This window comes from Vibrio sp. D431a, assembly GCF_030248655.1.
Lineage (GTDB): Bacteria > Pseudomonadota > Gammaproteobacteria > Enterobacterales > Vibrionaceae > Vibrio > Vibrio alginolyticus.
Map to the genome: position 1 here is coordinate 335,800 of NZ_JAHGAP010000001.1, position 15,649 is coordinate 351,448.

At 40.7% G+C, this 15,649-nt stretch carries 17 protein-coding genes; 9 read left to right on the plus strand and 8 right to left on the minus strand.

What is annotated here, in order from left to right:
* Nucleotides 1–45 precede the first annotated feature (45 nt).
* The 3 genes from KJB35_RS01820 to KJB35_RS01830 all read right to left on the minus strand — a co-directional run bounded on the left by KJB35_RS01820 (nt 46) and on the right by KJB35_RS01830 (nt 2,271).
* Nucleotides 46–270, minus strand: coding sequence for a hypothetical protein (locus tag KJB35_RS01820; protein WP_285469158.1), 225 nt, complete (start codon nt 268–270; stop codon nt 46–48).
* A 218-nt stretch (nt 271–488) separates the two neighbouring features.
* The gene (locus tag KJB35_RS01825; protein ID WP_285469159.1) at nt 489–1,517 is read right to left on the minus strand and encodes a hypothetical protein; all 1,029 of its coding nucleotides are present in this window, start codon (nt 1,515–1,517) and stop codon (nt 489–491) included.
* Between the two features lie 76 nt (nt 1,518–1,593).
* Nucleotides 1,594–2,271 carry a hypothetical protein gene (locus KJB35_RS01830; protein WP_285469160.1) on the minus strand — a complete coding sequence of 226 codons (678 nt, stop codon included), beginning with the start codon at nt 2,269–2,271 and terminating at the stop codon, nt 1,594–1,596.
* A gap of 278 nt (nt 2,272–2,549) precedes the next feature.
* Here KJB35_RS01830 and KJB35_RS01835 point away from each other — a divergent pair, with 278 nt between their 5' ends.
* Complete coding sequence (locus tag KJB35_RS01835; RefSeq protein WP_285469161.1) at nt 2,550–3,020, plus strand: hypothetical protein; 471 nt, start codon at nt 2,550–2,552, stop codon at nt 3,018–3,020.
* 5 nt (nt 3,021–3,025) lie between these two features.
* Complete coding sequence (locus tag KJB35_RS01840; RefSeq protein WP_285469162.1) at nt 3,026–3,592, plus strand: 3'-5' exonuclease; 567 nt, start codon at nt 3,026–3,028, stop codon at nt 3,590–3,592.
* Nucleotides 3,593–3,952: 360 nt separating this feature from the next.
* Here the strand turns inward: KJB35_RS01840 and KJB35_RS01845 are convergent, their stop codons facing one another.
* Genes KJB35_RS01845 through nrdA form a run of 4 tightly spaced genes read right to left on the minus strand, consistent with a single transcriptional unit; the run spans nt 3,953 to nt 8,451 of the window.
* The gene (locus KJB35_RS01845; protein ID WP_285469164.1) at nt 3,953–4,642 is read right to left on the minus strand and encodes a hypothetical protein; all 690 of its coding nucleotides are present in this window, start codon (nt 4,640–4,642) and stop codon (nt 3,953–3,955) included.
* Between the two features lie 45 nt (nt 4,643–4,687).
* Entirely contained in the window at nt 4,688–4,942 is a 255-nt protein-coding gene (locus tag KJB35_RS01850; protein ID WP_285469165.1) for a 2Fe-2S iron-sulfur cluster-binding protein, read from the minus strand.
* 2 nt (nt 4,943–4,944) lie between these two features.
* The gene (nrdB, locus tag KJB35_RS01855) at nt 4,945–6,078 is read right to left on the minus strand and encodes a class Ia ribonucleoside-diphosphate reductase subunit beta (RefSeq protein WP_285469166.1); all 1,134 of its coding nucleotides are present in this window, start codon (nt 6,076–6,078) and stop codon (nt 4,945–4,947) included.
* 54 nt (nt 6,079–6,132) lie between these two features.
* A complete protein-coding gene (nrdA, locus tag KJB35_RS01860) occupies nt 6,133–8,451 on the minus strand; it encodes a class 1a ribonucleoside-diphosphate reductase subunit alpha (RefSeq protein ID WP_285469167.1) in 2,319 nt (772 codons plus the stop codon).
* Nucleotides 8,452–8,682: 231 nt separating this feature from the next.
* Between nrdA and KJB35_RS01865 the strand changes: the two genes are divergently transcribed.
* The 7 genes from KJB35_RS01865 (at nt 8,683) to KJB35_RS01895 (ending at nt 14,278) form a co-directional block, all read left to right on the plus strand.
* Nucleotides 8,683–9,660, plus strand: a complete 978-nt coding sequence (locus tag KJB35_RS01865; protein ID WP_285469168.1) for a hypothetical protein — start codon at nt 8,683–8,685, stop codon at nt 9,658–9,660.
* Between the two features lie 49 nt (nt 9,661–9,709).
* Nucleotides 9,710–10,276, plus strand: a complete 567-nt coding sequence (locus KJB35_RS01870) for a hypothetical protein (RefSeq protein WP_285469169.1) — start codon at nt 9,710–9,712, stop codon at nt 10,274–10,276.
* An 80-nt stretch (nt 10,277–10,356) separates the two neighbouring features.
* Nucleotides 10,357–11,013: a hypothetical protein gene (locus KJB35_RS01875; protein ID WP_285469170.1), complete on the plus strand. Its 657-nt coding sequence runs from the start codon at nt 10,357–10,359 to the stop codon at nt 11,011–11,013.
* Complete coding sequence (locus tag KJB35_RS01880) at nt 11,013–11,249, plus strand: hypothetical protein (RefSeq protein ID WP_285469171.1); 237 nt, start codon at nt 11,013–11,015, stop codon at nt 11,247–11,249. The genes KJB35_RS01875 and KJB35_RS01880 overlap by 1 nt, the downstream gene beginning before the upstream one ends.
* 58 nt (nt 11,250–11,307) lie before the next feature.
* A complete protein-coding gene (locus tag KJB35_RS01885) occupies nt 11,308–12,063 on the plus strand; it encodes a hypothetical protein (RefSeq protein WP_285469172.1) in 756 nt (251 codons plus the stop codon).
* Between the two features lie 56 nt (nt 12,064–12,119).
* Nucleotides 12,120–13,985, plus strand: coding sequence for an LPD23 domain-containing protein (locus KJB35_RS01890; RefSeq protein ID WP_285469173.1), 1,866 nt, complete (start codon nt 12,120–12,122; stop codon nt 13,983–13,985).
* A complete protein-coding gene (locus tag KJB35_RS01895) occupies nt 13,982–14,278 on the plus strand; it encodes an ASCH domain-containing protein (RefSeq protein WP_285469174.1) in 297 nt (98 codons plus the stop codon). Before KJB35_RS01890 ends, KJB35_RS01895 begins: the two co-directional genes overlap by 4 nt.
* Nucleotides 14,279–14,382: 104 nt before the next feature.
* On the opposite strand, the gene cca is transcribed toward KJB35_RS01895, so the two are convergent.
* The gene (gene cca / locus KJB35_RS01900) at nt 14,383–15,609 is read right to left on the minus strand and encodes a multifunctional CCA tRNA nucleotidyl transferase/2'3'-cyclic phosphodiesterase/2'nucleotidase/phosphatase (RefSeq protein ID WP_285469175.1); all 1,227 of its coding nucleotides are present in this window, start codon (nt 15,607–15,609) and stop codon (nt 14,383–14,385) included.
* Nucleotides 15,610–15,649 lie beyond the last annotated feature (40 nt).

Sequence of the window (15,649 nt, forward strand, 5' to 3'; positions counted from 1 at the left end):
GAAACGGGGCTTTTGCTCCGTTTCCAGACCTCTGGAAGATTTAAGTCATTGATTATTTTGGAACGCATCTATGGCAGCATCACAGAGTGGTTTAGTTACGGGCTTGAATGCTGAATTTGTCTTTACAAGACCGTGATCTGTGTAGTGCGCACACCAAACGCTGCGGATTCTACCTGAGTCTTTGGCTTTGTATGAGACGGATAGGTAGCTTCGATCGTTGATTTCTATTTTGATGATGTCTGATACGTCATATTGATTGGCACTTTTCACAAGCAATCTGTTTTGATTATTAGTGGCTGAGGAGTCACTGCCGTGAAAGGCGGAAGTTTGAGTGGAGGTGTCAAAGGCGGAAGTTTGCGCGTACGCTATGTTGGTAATTATGGTAGCGAATAAAAAAACTGATGTATACAACTTCACTTAATAATCCTTGTAATTGAAGTCTTAGTAAAGACAAGATGATATTCCATCTGTTTCTTATCATCAATTAATTATATTCCTCGCTCATTCATTTGACGCTTACACTCTTCTGCCAACCAAGGAAATTCGTTAAGTATCTGTCTTAGCGTTCGATCAAAGGCGGCATCATGGAACTGCTTTACTAGTTCAGGCTCTACGTGCCTCCAAGAGCGATCATAAGCCACACTATTGTGACGAATCACATTGACGATGTGTCTTTGCTGAGCTCTGACATCTAAATCATTCCAATTCCCTCCCTTTACACGAGTAAACCATCCTTCTGTTATGTTCTTCCAAGTTTGAAGATCGGGGATTGGTAGCTCGTGAGTTGTTATGCTCAATAATTCCTCTAGATAATGAGCTGTTTCGTGCTCAACCTTCCTACGTACTGATTGGTCTTGGGAGTATGACCACATGGCTAGGGGCTCGTCACCAAGGTTTAGTATGAAAATATTTCTTGTATAGAGAGATTTGATGTGTGACTTCTTAACAAGAAACACTTGGTTATCACCATAGTAATTTTTGAAGTTAGAGAAGAACTTCTTCGAGTCCGATTCTGGAAAACCGTAGTGTCTTTGCAGGTTTTTAGGGTTAAAAGAGGTCTTAGCTTCATCTAACAAGAACGCAGTTGGGTGAGCAGTGGTGGTAGTGTTTGCCTTGAGACGGCGTTGTGATTGATGCAGGTCTTCTAGTCGAGCAATTAATATTGGAACGGGAAGTCGTTTATCAAGCCCTTTGAATAGACTTTCATAAGAAGTTCGTTCGAAGGCATCGAATTCGGCGAGAGTAGTGTTTAGAGAATCAGCGTGTACTTTACGTTGCTCCGGAAACAATGCAATTTCGTTAATAAAGCAGTCTTTAATGTTTTGTAGTGAAGACCCAATGTAAGGCTTACCTCTATCGCCGTAGATCGAGGCTAATGGTAACAGCCATAAGCGATCTTTAACTTCTTTAGCCAGACCATGAGTAATGAATTCCTTTGTAAGATTAGCTGTAATTACCGAAATGGTTTCAGGATCATTTACTGTGATTGTTTCTGGCTTGTGTTTACCTGCTTCCATTAGGTGCTCTCAAAAGAAAAAGACAAGGAAAACTACCATGAAATTCTACCTTGTCAATTTTTTGCAAAGAGCTTTGCTATGTATGTTCTGGATTAAGCTGACAAATTACTAATTTAGTCCGTCTTAGTGTCTGGGCGTGCATATCAGGGAAGTCGTCGCAATCTTCGATGAGCCTGACTATTTCAATGAACTCATTAGAGAATGAAGATCTACCAATCTCGCCATAACAAATGATAGGCTTTTCGCATCCCCATGCCTTCGCGCAATTAAAATCAACATCATCAAAGCGGTGAGGCCAAGACAGTATAAGGACGTCAGCCTCATCCTTATACTGTTTTACAAGATCTGCTCCATCTGACTGAATGACGTCTGTCAGAGGTTCATCGAGGTATGGTTCGATGTCACCAGCGATTACATTGCAGCCTTGTTCTCTCAGTGCTTTAGCGATCCATCCTCTGCCTGCTAATGGATCAAGAAATCTTGCGTTAGGGAACTTATTTTTTAAGTAGCTAGCCCCTTCTACAGAAATGATTCCAAACATACCTAAACGATGAAAGTCATCATGAATTCTCATAGGGAACAAAAAGTTTAACGGGTTATCTTGGTGTTTCCGTATAAGATCGGTGGCATCTTCAAGTGTAATTGCTTGTGGCAATTTGAGAGGTATATTTCCAGCGCTCATGGATTGCATAACGCTAGTCCACTCAGTTGGGTTGAAAGCTTCAGAGGTGCCAGTGTAGTCGTAAGGATTCAAGTGGGTTGTCCTGAGCAGAAAAACTTAATCGTATCTTTGATTTTATCGGGCGGCAAGAATTTTGACACAGTCTGGAATTTGGCTTTTTATGGAATATTGAGCGGAATCTGAAATGTCGATCAATAACCGGACGTAGTTAAATACCAATTCAGTAAAAATATTAAAGAAAAACGTTAGGTTTAGTTATCTTAGTTTTACACGAGATCTGCCGTATGAGAGAATTTCTTTAGCAATAATGCCACAATGTATGCGGCTATAAGAAGTTTCTCGGGGGTAAAATGAGTTTCTTGATCTTCTCTAAAAAAGACGGTTTTCTAGATGACAATCTGGAATGGACAACAAAGATTGATGAAGCGAAGGTCGTTTCTGATTCAGACGCTAAAGCGATTGTTTCACAGATAGTTAAACAAGGCTTCAATCTTGTTCCAAAAAGCAAGTGTACGCTAGTGCTTGCTGAAGGTTTAACTGATTGGGTTGTTGATGTAGCTTTTTCAAAGTCACTTGATGAGATCGAGACCTTTTGTAGTTCAACATTAGGTATTTCTTGCCATCGATTGGAAAATGACAATTGGGTGGTACATCAATCTGGCGGTCACCGTACCAAATGTGAAACATCGAAAATGCGACATTTTGCCAATGAAGCGCTCAAGTATATGACAGGTGCTGAGTTGATGGATTTAGCTAGCAAGGCTTTAAATCAGTCTATTTACCAAATCGGTGTAGACATTATAGCTATTCAAAAAGGATAAAATGAATGAAAGTTGTCGCTTACGATATGGAGATGTTGTGCTGGGAAGATCGCCCCGAGACTGGCGACATCATCGAAATAGCAGCAGTTATTGTTGACCTTAGAGCGGGGACTATTAATAAGCGATACTCTGTAATCATCAAGCCTGACGAAGGTGAAGTTTCTAAATTTTGCCAGAACCTTACGGGCATTACTCAACGGATGGTTAATAAACAGGGAGTATCGCTAGAAGAAGGTGTGCGTCGACTGTACAAGCAAATCTCTCCTAAGCATAATTGGTATGCATGGGGGAAGGATGCTGAAAAATTAGTCGCTGAGTGCAACAAAAGAGGTATTGCTATTAACGCGAGCTCTTTGCATAACATTGCACCTATTGTTCGAATGATGTACCAAGAGAGTTTTAATCTAAAACAATCTGATGTCTGTGAACATCAAGGTGTTGAGGTTAAAAAGCCTATGCATAGAGCGCTGCCAGATGCAGAATCATTAGCAGGTATTTTAATAAAAATCTTTGGTGGCGAGCCTATCTTTCGGTTACCGCTGTCGGAAAACTCGAAAAATAGGATTCTGTAACGTATCGACAATTTGCGAGTTGAAAACACCGTATTTGCTTGATAAGTTATATTTATGGCGACGGGATTAGGGCGCATCACCCACCATAGCGACTAACTGGTTATCACTGTTGTTTAGCATTGAAAAAACGGTTACTGGTGCAAATTAAAAGATTTGAAAAACCTCAGTGTAAGCTGGGGTTTTTTTCGTTTCGAGTAGTGATCTGTGCGAGCGAACCATCCTTAAATACTTTTTTGGCAGGCTGATGGTCTCACTGCGTGAAGACCATCGCCCTGTTAAGCTCTTGGGGACAAAAAAACAAACACACCATTGCATGGTATGTACGCCTTACAGGCTCAACGAGTGTTCATTCTCGTCTTTCTAGAATTTATTTGATCTAATGTCCTTGGAGACAGCGAGAACTTCAATTTCATCCGGCACGTAGGCTGATGGTGAGATTGTTGCCTCTTTAACTGGTGCGTGTTGCTTATCTAGCAACCTATCAATTTTCTGCATAATCTCATCTATGTCTTTTCCATCCTTAGAAAATGGATGGTATACATCAATATCAATCATTTTGTTCCAATGATGCTCAAAGTTTCTTGCCGAGACAATTGCCTTTGACACCTCGAACAACTGAGAATCGGTGAAGTTTGGCTCAAGACGCGAGAGGATGCGTTTCTCTTGCTCCTTTAGGGGGCAGTCAAGGAAAACGGTAATTACATTGTAGTCGACCTTGTCGCGGAAGTAGTTTTGGTAAGCTAGAACCCCTTGTGGCTCCAATACAACATAGCAACGGTCGTTGTTCTCAAAGATCTCATGGAAAGCGTCTAGTGTCATTCCATAAATTTCACCGCGTACAAAAGCGGACTCCACCAGCTTCCCTTCTTGATTTAAGCGATTCATTTCATCTTTGGTTGTGAAGTGGTAGTCCACTCCATTTGTTTCGCCGTGCCTTGGAGTGCGTGTTGTTGATGTTATAGCTCTGTGGAATCCTGATGAAATCATTGAGGTCTCAAGCATGGTTTTGCCAGAACCACTTACTCCGGCTAGTAAAAGGATGTTTTTCATGTTTTTAAGCTTATAAAAAAGGAGCCGCAGGGGACTCCAATAGGTTTATACGTCGTAATCGAATTCGATTACGACAGCGGTTCGTGCAACAGCTATGCAGGGTAGGATTTCCTTCTCTTGGAGAGAAACTAACGCTTCATCTATGTGCTCAATAGAGCCAGATACAAGTTTGCATCTGCAAAATCCACACATTCCATTTCGACATTGATAATTTGGTGTAACGCCCTGTTTTTCGAGCTGATCTAATATTCTGTCGTTTGAGTTTAACTTTACGGATTTTCCGTTAACCCTGCTTTTCATCGCTATAGCTCAGCTTCAGCTAGACTGTTCATGTTGACATCATTATCTATCTGCCCAATCAAGTAGGAGCTAATCTCCTGTTCCTGAGGTGCTACCTGAACATTGTCAGAGTTCAACCATTGGTTGATCCATGGAATTGGGTTCATTGTGGCTTCAGGGTAAAGAGAAGGGAGTCCAATTGCTTTCATGCGGATGTTGGCAATGTATTCGATGTATTGCCAGATGATTTCCTTGTTTAGACCTATCATCGAGCCATCTTTGAATAAGTACTCAGCCCATTCTTTTTCTTGTTCAACGGCAGAACGGAATATTTCAATCGCTTCTTCCTGACACTCATGAGCGATTTGCATGAATGAGAAGTCATCCTGACCATTACGAAGCAAGTTAATCATATGCTGTGTAGCAGTCAGATGAAGAGCTTCATCGCGAGCGATTAGTTTGATAACGCCAGCGTTACCTGTCATGAGTTCGCGCTCAGCAAAAGCAAATGAACATGCAAAACTTACGTAAAAGCGGATGGCCTCAAGGACGTTGATTGACATTAACGTGAGGTAAAGTTTTTTCTTTAATTCGTATAGATCAACTACAACTGTCTTACCATTAACAGTGTGGGTTCCTTCGCCTAAGCTATGAAGGTTAGCTGTAGAGTCGTAAAGGTCATCATAGTATCGAGAGATGTCCTCTGCACGTTTTAGAATGTGCTCATTATCCATGATGTCATCAAAGATGACTGAAGGATCATCAAAGGCATTCCTGATAATGTGTGTGTAACTGCGAGAGTGCACACTCTCAGAGAAGCCCCATGCTTCCAAGAAAGCTTCGAGTTCAGGCAATGAACAGATTGGAAGCAAGATGCTCGTTGGGCTACGACCTTGTATCGAATCGAGAAGTATTTGGTACTTCAGGTTCGAAACAAAGATGTGTTGTTGGTGAGACTCAAGTTTTTTCTGGAAATCAATTCGGTCACCAGAACAGTCAACTTCTTCAGGACGCCAAAAGAAAGACAGTTGTTTTTCGGTTAGCTTTTCGAAGATTTCATGTTTTTGTTGGTCGTAACGAGCAACGTTTACTGATTGACCAAAGAACATTGGTTCTTTTAGTTGGTTGTTTTTATTACGAGAAAAGGATTTAAACATTGTTTTCTTACATTAGGTTTAGCCTCCTATATAAATAAGAGGCTATCGGTTTAATTAAATCTTACAAGAAGAGCATTCGTCGTCTGATTCATGAACCACATCCACCGTAGCATTTGGTTCATTTTCATTGGATTCAGCGTTGGCTTGATTGCCTTGCTCATCCTTTTGCCCATCACGAGTGTTGTGGTAGTAAAGGGTCTTAACTCCTAGGCCGTAAGCTGTTAGAAGATCTAAAAGCATTTGGTTCATTGAAACTTTGCCACTTTCGTACCTTGATGGGTCGTAGTTAGTGTTTGCAGAGATAGCTTGATCTACAAACTTTTGCATAATTCCAACTAACGTTAGGTATCCAGTGTTGCTTCCGATATCCCACAGCAACTCGTATTTGTCACGTAGGTTTTCAATATCAGGAACTACCTGTCGAAGTGTGCCATCTTTAGACACTTTCACAGACATAAGTCCGCGTGGTGGCTCAATGCCGTTAGTTGCATTTGAAATTTGGCTAGAAGTCTCAGAAGGCATAAGTGCTGTAAGTGTAGAGTTACGCAAACCGTGTTTTTTAATCTCTTCACGCAGCCATTCCCAATCCAGAAGTAGTTCTTGATTGTGATGTTTATCGACACTCTTCTTGTAAGTATCAATAGGAAGAATGCCTTTTGAGTATTTAGTTTCGTCAAAGCCGTCGCATGTTCCGCGTTCTTTTGCTAACTCCATAGACGCTTTAAGGCAGTAGAACTGAATAGCCTCGAACAAGCGATGCGTAAGGTCGTTTGCTGAACCATCAGAGTACTTAACGCCGTTTTTAGCAAGGTAGTATGCGTAGTTGATTACACCAACACCGAGTGCGCGACGTTTCATTGTGCTCGTATAGCCTGCTTTTACAGGGTAGTCTTGGTAAGTTAGAAGGTTGTCTAGACCACGAACAACGAGGTAAGCTAATTCCTCAAGGTCTTCAAGTTTTTGAAGTTTACCAAGGTTGAATGCTGCAAGTGTACATAGAGCAATTTCGCCTTCTGGATCTTCAATATTCTTGAGCGGTTTAGTAGGCAGAGCGATCTCTAGACAAAGGTTAGATTGTCGAACAGGAGCAACTTCTGGTAAGAACGAACCTGCCGTATTACAGTGGTCTACGTTCTGAATGTAGATTCGGCCAGTAGATGCTCTCTCGTTCATCAACATAGTGAAGAGTTCAAGCGCAGGGTATGTCTCTTTCTTTATGTTTGGATCTTGTTCGTATTTCAGATATAGCTTTTCAAACTTCTTCTGATCAGCAAAAAACGATTCGTAAAGTCCGGGTACGTCAGATGGTGAGAAGAGAGTTATGTTTTGGTTGCGCTGTAGGCGCTCGTACATAAGTCGATTTAGTTGAACGCCGTAATCGAGATGGCGGACACGGTTTTCCTCAATACCACGGTTGTTCTTTAAAACAACAAGAGATGGAAACTCGCGATGCCATAGTGGATAAAACAGAGTTGCGGCACCACCTCTTATCCCTCCTTGTGAACAAGATTTTACGGCAGTTTGGAAATACTTCCAGAACGGAATTACTCCTGTGTGGTAACCTTCGCCGCCTCGAATCTCAGAGCCTAGTGCGCGGATTGCACCACCATTGATACCAATACCAGCTCTCTGAGAAACGTACTCTACAATACTTGAAGCTGTTGCATTGATAGACTTAAGTGAGTCATCTGACTCTATTAAAACGCATGAGGAGAACTGTTTAGTTGGAGTTCTGAGACCACCCATGATAGGTGTAGGTAGAGAAATCTTGTGTTGGGATAGTGCTTCGTATTTACGTTTAACAAAGCTAAGACGCTTTTCTTTATTAGGGTCTTCCATAAACATCGTTGCACATTGAACGATAAGCGCCATTTGAGGTGATTCGTAGATCTCGCCAGTAACACGGTGTTTAAGCAAGTACTTACCTTCGAATTGCTTAACAGCAGCGTATGCAAGCTCTAGATCTAAATCGTGGTTTAAAGACTTTTCAAGTTCATCCCACTCAGATTCAGAGTACTGAACAAGTAATTGTTCAGTGTAGCGACCCGCTTCTACAACTTTTTTAACGTGGTCGTAAAGTCGCGGCGGCTCATATTGACCGTACGCTTTCTTACGAAGGTGGAAGATCGCGAGTCTTCCCGCGTAGATAGCATAATCTGGAATTTCTTCAGAGATCATGTCTGATGCTGTTTTTATCAGAACTTCGTGGATTTCTGATGTGGTAGTTGAATCAACTATTTGAACATTAGATTGCATACCAACAGTGCTTGGGGAAACGCCTTTTAGACCCTCAGCTGCCCACATAAGCACTTTGTTGATTTTTTCGTAATCGATAGGCTCTTTGCGCCCATCGCGTTTAACTACGTATATCATCGATTCTTCTTTGATTTATATTTGTTTAGTAATAGTACCACAAAAACTTGATGCAAATCAAAAAATGAAAGCAAATCAAATTGAGAAACTATTAAGTAAATTTAGCACATATAGTGTTTGCATTGTTTTAATGCCACAATATGTTACTTTTCTTCAATCTCAGCTTCCAGTACTTTGTTGATGAGTCAACAAACTTTCTGAACCCAATTTGGAATCATATACTTAAAGTAAATGCTTAATGATATGCCTTCGACAATTGCACATATTTTGCACTTGGTTGAAAAATACAATTATCGAAAACTACCTAAAAAAATTTCAGAATCCAGTCAAATGATGTACTTAGAGGCATTGCCTGAATGGCTAGTTCTGGATGGAGATCCTGACCATTCTTTGTTTACTAAAAAAGGGACGCCAATAGCCGAAGGGTATGAGCGAGTTGTTATTGGGGACTACGGTGCCTATGTTGAGGTGCGAAAGGACAAAATGCATCGTGCGTCTATATGCGTAAAGAAGGGTGAAGAGTACCGCTATAAAGACCCTCATTACGCACAATCTGTAAAGTATTATCACTATACGACAAAGGATGATTCTGATGTGAAGATTTATTTTCAACAAAGAGTCGTGACTTACGCCGATTACAAGCCGGACTTTTTCTATATTTCGGTGTATGAAGTGTGCTCGGGACAGCTTTTGGCGCGTGAATTACAAGATGAGTTGAGAAAAAGGCATAAGTTATCAAGAAACAAATCCACCGGATCTGGTAAGGCCATTGGTGGTAAGTTGTATCTGACAAAAGAGTGTTCGAGTGTTTGTAAAAGGATAGATGCTGCTCATGCATATCTACCCGATAACTTCGATTATCAAGTTTTAAGGGTGGATGAAAAAGGTGGAGAATATTCGTTTGTAGCATCGCCAGATTGGAACGAGTCGAATGAACCTATAGTTGGTGAGTCTTACACAGTTAAGCTGCTTGATGAGGATTTGCTGGAGGTGAAGCATAGAAAGGCCAATACAAATAAAAAGCAAATATACCACCATAAATGGCTATTCTCTGGTGGACATTCAATAGAAGAGATAGATGCCATGAGGCGCAGTCTCAGTTGGCTGGCTATTGATAGGGAGAGATCTCATTCATCAAAAATTGGGTATGCGGATTATTGGGATGCTTGGTTGAAATTAAATCGCCTAGAGCCACGTAGACTTGTTTGAAAATATTAAGTACTTATAATCAAACTATTCAAAAAATAAAGGTATTCAATTGGAAATCTCAACAGACACCAAAGGCATTGCTAACCACTTAGTGAGAAAGGCACTTAATATGGAACACTTTAAGGTAGATGACTTTAACCTTATTGAACCATTCAAAGAAAAGCTATGCCGCGTGATAGAGAGCTCGCTCGTCTTGAGTGACGGGCTTATCACTGCATCCAAAAAAGAGCTAACAAATGCTCCATTGACAGCATTTGGGGCTTTATTGGCACAGATGGCAGAAGGTGAGCTAGTAAGTGATAGGGAGCTGTACATAATGGCTGTCCTGAAGTGTATAACCTCTTCCTTTAATGAAACACAAGTTAAAAGTATTCTCGAAGATCTAGACGCTTCAGGCGTGGCTTACTTCGATTTGGAAAAGTACTACGAAGACTTTGACTCTTTCCAACATGAAAACTTACTTGAACACATTGTTGTTAATCTGGCGGGGTTAGCAAAAGGTGACTCTGTCACAATCACTTACTACGAATTGATTGCTTTGCTACTTAAGACATCTTCTCGTGCTGAACCAGAAGTGCCATGTCCTTTGTTTGCTAGTGGTTTGATTTCAAATTAACATCTTTCATTTCCTCGTGTTTAGCGAGGATTTTTTTCATTTACACGCATTGATGTGGTGCAATAACTGCGAGTATTACCTTGATTATAATTGTGACAATGGACTTTACGTCGGTTAAAACTGTTTCTCATTTTGAGGCGAGAGAATTAGTTGAATCTAAATCGCAAGAATTGATTGTTACCTCTTCAAGAGGGCATTTTAAACTCTGCAATCTCGACTATGGGTATGATGTTATTGCTCTTTACAAAGACGGTAGTTACTGCCGACTAAGTGAGTTGCTTGAAAGTTCGTATCCATACTGTGAAAAGAAAGTCACTCGTTGCCATGATACTGTAAAAATGTTGATGCGAGAGGCGTTTGAGTTTAGAGATGCAGACTCTTTTAGTAATAAGTGTTTAGAGCTTTGTGGTAAAATTGAAACTTCTAAGGCGGTTATTCCTCACAAAATCATAGAGATCTATGTTGATTATGTGCCAGAAGGTGGCGTATGCTCGTTTGTAGAAAGTCTTGATTTGAAAAACAAAGGGCTTGGGTTTAGAACTTCCTCACTTGAATTTTTTCGGTTTGATAGCTTGGATGACGGCTATACCGTACTTGCGATGAAAGAAAATGGTAGTTTCTGTGACCTTCAAGAGTTCCTTTCAAACAAATTTAAGTACATGGATAAAGAAATTCGTAGGTCGCATGATGCTTACAAGTTCCTAAGAAGCAACGCGATTATCTTCAGAGGTGAATAATGATTAAGACAGAAATGGTCTCAAAGATGGTTGAAACTGAAGTTTCAATTAAATGTGATAACCCCGAGTGTGGTAAGGAAGTTGAGTCTGACTCTGTTGAGGGACAAGAGTTTATTTCTATTGGTCATGTTTGTGGCTATGGTTCAGCATTCGGCGACAATAAAAGAGTAGAGCTAGATCTTTGCGATTCTTGCTTTAAAAATCTCCTAGGCCACTTAGCTCGTGTTTATGAATAAAGGATTGACTCTGAATTGCTAGAGTCTGGTGATAATTGTTATAATTTGAAGAAAGACGATGGCAAATCAATATGTTGTTCACACCTTCTCAGTTAATGAGGCGGTCGAATTTCTCAAAAGCAATTCACCGTTTGGTGTTCCTATGTTGCTTGATGCACATACGAGACCTGCTGACAGGGATAAAATAATCAACCTTATTGGTGAGAGCGATCCTTCAATAAAAGAGCTAATTTTAAAAACTCTTGAAGATCTCAACTCCGAATCTCACGGTGATCGCTATAGAAGTCAGGAAGACTTTGTAAATTTCATGAATACAGACGGCATCAGACACTTAGAAAAAGTTATGGTGATAAAACCAAGGCTTTATGTCCGTGGTAAACCATCAGACTACTCTGAGCCATTACCCATTCCTGATAAAGCAAGGGATATGAAGAACTTCCTTTATGAACATGGTATGGATTATATAGAAGTTATCACGATGCCTGAATTCAATAGTGGCACTCAGTTGATGAAGCTAATCTCCATGTTACAAGACGACATGAAGCGTCCCGAGTCTGAACCTCTTGCAAGAGAGTTCTTTGAAGGGGTTAAAATTCTTATGTCTGAAAGAGTTCGATACGAAACGCCTGAGTATAAGAATGAGGTCTCCAAGAGGCTTAGAGGGCTTCTAATGGAGCCAGAAGACGCCGATTTAAGATTCGAGTATGTGGAAGACATTAACTTTGGATTAAAGCTTGCTATGGCAAGCGAGAACGAATCTAAAGCTAAACATCCACCAGCACCAAAACAAACGCATGAAAGACCTAAAATTTAAATAAACATAAAGGAGCGAATTTTCGCTCCTTTTTTTATAAACTTTAGATAAAACAGATGTTTGTTGGCGATAAATCAAGATTAGGCAGAATTGCAATTTCAAAAGCAAAGGAGCTAATTAAAAAGGGTATGTCAGATGCGGATGTGTTTTCTTCCACAGGCTGCTTTATTGGGTTGGATGGTTTGTGGCGGCATGAGGTTGATGTCTCTGCTTTAAACTACACAAACGAATTCCAGTTATTCATATCTAACACCCACGGTGAGTTTGATGTAAATACGATTTTCTATACACCAAAAGATGATAATTTGTTCAATTTGAGCGTAATTGGTTTTGAACATCCGGATAATGGGTTCTTTCTTAAAGACTTAACAAGAGAACAAGTTACTCATTACCTGCCTGATGACATTATGTCGAAAATCGACAATCTTGAAGGCACCTCGTACCGCGATGGTAGTTACATGCTCAGCGATCTTGATTTTAAAGCTAATCCAAGCGTAGAGAATGCAAAGTTAATTTGTCTTATGGATGCTCTAGAGGGGGGAGAGTTTTTGTGGGAGTACAGCCAGTTCTGGAACGTATTTATTCAAATTGATGAATCAATGTCTGGAGCTAGTGTGACGTATTTAGAAGATGACAATCGTCCGCATGATGCTTGTGAGTACCTTATAACACTTGGCAAGAGGAAGGACATTCAACACCTTGTGCACGAAATTCAACATATAGTACAAAGGTTGAATGGGTTTGCTGTTGGTGGGAGCCCATTAAACTTCAAACCATTAAATGGTAATGAAGTTGATCTAGAAAGGAGTCAAAGTGAGTTGCACTCTCTATACAAAGATAAACCTGAGTTTGCTGATAGGGTGTTTGAAATAAAACGTGAATTCTTAATTCTGAGTTCAGAGTACAGTAATGACAAAGGGACTTGTGACTGGATGTCTGTACCAAAGGATAAGTCATCTAAATACTTCAAGATGTTGTCAGATTTAAAACAAGATTTTCCTAAAGAATCAGAGGAAGAGACAAACTACCTCTCTAGGTTGGCTGGTAAGCTTAGAAGGGGGAGTAGCTATAATTTGAGTCCAGAAGACCAATACATGAGCTTAGCAGGGGAGCTAGAGGCGTATAAGGCTGATAGTAGGGCACTTATGAGTTTAGGTGAGCGTAGGTCAACCATGCCTTTTGACGACAAGTATAATGAGCAACCATTAATCATTTTTAATAGAGATGAACTGATTAATTATAAAGTCGCTTATGACAAGGAAGGAGCAGGTGTTACCTCATACACGGATAGGAGGTACAAAGAATTTTCAACAATATTCACTAGAAATACTGCCACGCCTGATGAAGTGCTCGCGTCGTGCGCAGAGCTAATGCTTGAGATATACCACGACTTGTCACAAGAGCTTGAAAACGGTAACTCCTTAAAGAATGACTACTATAGACTTATGGCTTACCTAAACTTAACACCTGAAGAATATGCAGGTTTATATCCTTCTGAAAAAGCAGAGTCGATCAAGAAATTCACTGATGGATTTAAGGCATATATAGCCACTGGTGTTGCACCAAACAAGCTGAAGGCTGTCTTTGCTCAATTGAAAATGTGGGTTGTCGCTGTGTTTAGGGGAGTGGAGACATCACCAATAAAAGAGGATATAGATAACCGCGATCTTTATGAGAGGATGTTCTCTGGCTCTATAACTATTGATAAAGCATCATCATTTCAAGACAAACTGTACAACCAAGTAAAAAATGCTACAGAATTTACTCCAGAAGTGGCATTAACACTAAGCGCTCTGACAGATTCAATGTTACAGTCTGTTGCTGAAAGGAGTGGTTTGCCTCGTGATATTATTGATGAAAGATATAACATAACAGTCAAACCGCATATTGCATCTAAGATAAGGCTCACACCGCCACGATGAAAATTTTACACCTAAACCTAAAAAAGCAGTACTTCGAAGATATCAGGGATAAGACTAAGTCTCACGAATTCAGACTGTACAATGACTATTGGAAAAAGAGGCTTGAAGGAAGGGATTATGATGAAATTCATATTAAGATGGGTTACCCAAAGAGCGATGATTACTCGCGTATTGTAGTTAGACCGTACTTAGGTTTTGAAGTTAAAACGATAGTTCATGAATTCTTTGATAACGTACCAACCAAGGTCTTTGCAATTCGTGTAAATGAAGACTTAGAAGAGCAAATAGATTAACAATCACCTCAAACATGGTGCTATAGCTTATGGTGCTGGTGGATGTTATTAGACTTCCAAGACAGAAATAAAAAAGGCTCCACTTTGGAGCCTTTTTCTGTCTATTAACAAAGAACCTTAATTACTTCTAACTGTGCTTTGTGAATGTGCTCTCCGATGACATGACCCTTAACTCCCTCTTTAAGGAGTCTTTCAGAGATCACTTTGGTGTCAACTGCAAATACAGCGTCCAAGCAGTTTTTAAGATGATCTAGTTCGGGCGTATCCATAGTATTGAACGGCTCACCACGACCACGACTATCACATTCTCCGGCTTTTAGGAGCAACTCAAAGCGTTGGCGTCCTACATCGCCTCGTAGAGCTCCAGTGTCCTTAAATAGACGGAGAATGGAGCTAGGTTTCATCTCTAGCCCGTAATGGAGCTTTTGGTGGTATTTGGTAGCTAATACAGCGAAGTCGCGGAACTCGTTAGGCACCTTGAACTTTCGGCAGAACTCTTCAACAAAAGGAATCCCCTCCTCATCATGCCCAGCCAATTTGCCATATTTGCGGTGACAGTGTGCCTTACCAAAATCATGACAGAGAGCTCCAAAGGTCAGAACGGGGTTATTAAATGTCTTGCTGGCATATTCAACGACCATTCCGGTATGTACATAGACGTCTCCTTCAGGGTGGTAGTCCTTTCGCTGCGGGATTCCTACCATTTCGTCAATCTCAGAGAAAACACCAAGCCCCGTAAGTACTTTGAAAAAGATCCAAGGGTTCGCTGAGTGTAGCGCTTTATTCATTTCTTCCCAGATCCGTTGCGCAGAAAGGTGCTCAATTTCTTTGGAAGCTGCTGGTAACAAGGCTTTTGTATCCTCGTGAATAGTCCACTCTTCACCAAGTTGAGCTGCAAATCGAGCTAGGCGAAGAACGCGCAATGGGTCTTCAGCGAACGCTTTGGTGTTAGTGTGACGAAGCACTTTGTTTTCTAGGTCAGCGCGACCGTTGTACGGGTCAATAATTTCACCAGTCTCAATATCTTTTGCCATTGAGTTAATGGTTAGGTCTCGACGATACAAATCTTCTTCTAGAGTTACGTCAGTGCCAAATTCAAAATCGAAACCACCGTAACCGACGCCAACTTTCTTTTCGCGTCGAGCAAGGGCATACTCATCCTGAGTTTCAGGGTGGTGAAATACTGGGAAATTCTTACCGACTTCCTTGAAGTTCAACGCTCTCATTGTGTCGAAGGTCTCGCCAACTACTACATAATCGAGGTCTTTCGGGGATTTACCCAAAAGTGTGTCTCTTACTGCGCCACCTACTAGATATACTTTTTTAAACATTGTTATCCTTGCTCTATACTTGTGTTCGCTTTCGTTTTGA